The sequence below is a fragment of the Streptomyces sp. URMC 127 genome (genome assembly GCF_051386535.1).
Lineage (GTDB): Bacteria > Actinomycetota > Actinomycetes > Streptomycetales > Streptomycetaceae > Streptomyces.
This window is the reverse complement of sequence record NZ_JBPQTW010000494.1, coordinates 1-538: the sequence shown is the minus strand read 5'-3', so window position 1 is coordinate 538 and position 538 is coordinate 1. Positions and strand designations below refer to the sequence as shown.

General features: G+C 66.5%; 1 protein-coding gene. It reads right to left on the bottom strand.

Annotated features, from left to right (window positions below; translation table 11 throughout):
- On the bottom strand, positions 1 to 533 hold a 533-nt coding region (locus ACSNOH_RS35080; protein ID WP_436725488.1), incomplete at its 3' end, for a SidA/IucD/PvdA family monooxygenase.
- Positions 534 to 538 lie beyond the last annotated feature (5 nt).

Sequence of the window (538 nt, the reverse complement as noted above, 5' to 3'; positions counted from 1 at the left end):
TCGACGAGGGGGCGGAGGGGGTCGGGGACGTGGGGTGCGGTGCCGACGCCGAGGACGATGTTGCGGGTGTAGGTGCGGCCGAGGGCTTCGGCTTCGCCGTCGGTGTCGAGTTGGGTGAAGTCGATTTCGAAGAGGTTGCGTTCGGGGTTCCAGCGGATGGCGTCGATCTGGTGGCCGAAGTGGAGGCCGGGGAGGTTTTGGCTGACCCAGCGGCAGTAGGCGTCGTATTCGGCGCGTTGGATGTGGAAGCGCTCGGCGAAGTAGAAGGGGTAGAGGCGTTCGCGTGATTTGAGGTAGTTGAGGAAGGTCCAGGGGCTGGTGGGGTCGGCGAGGGTGACGAGGTCGGCGAGGAAGGGGACTTGGAGGGTGGTGCCGTCGATGAGGAGGCCGGCGTGCCAGCGGAAGGTGTGGTTCTGGTCGTAGCAGGCGGTGCGGAGGCCGGGGATGCCGTGGGCGAGGGCGGCGAGGGAGAGGTTGAAGGGGCCGATGCCGATGCCGGCGATGTCGAGGGGCTGGTCCTGTCTCTTATACACAACTG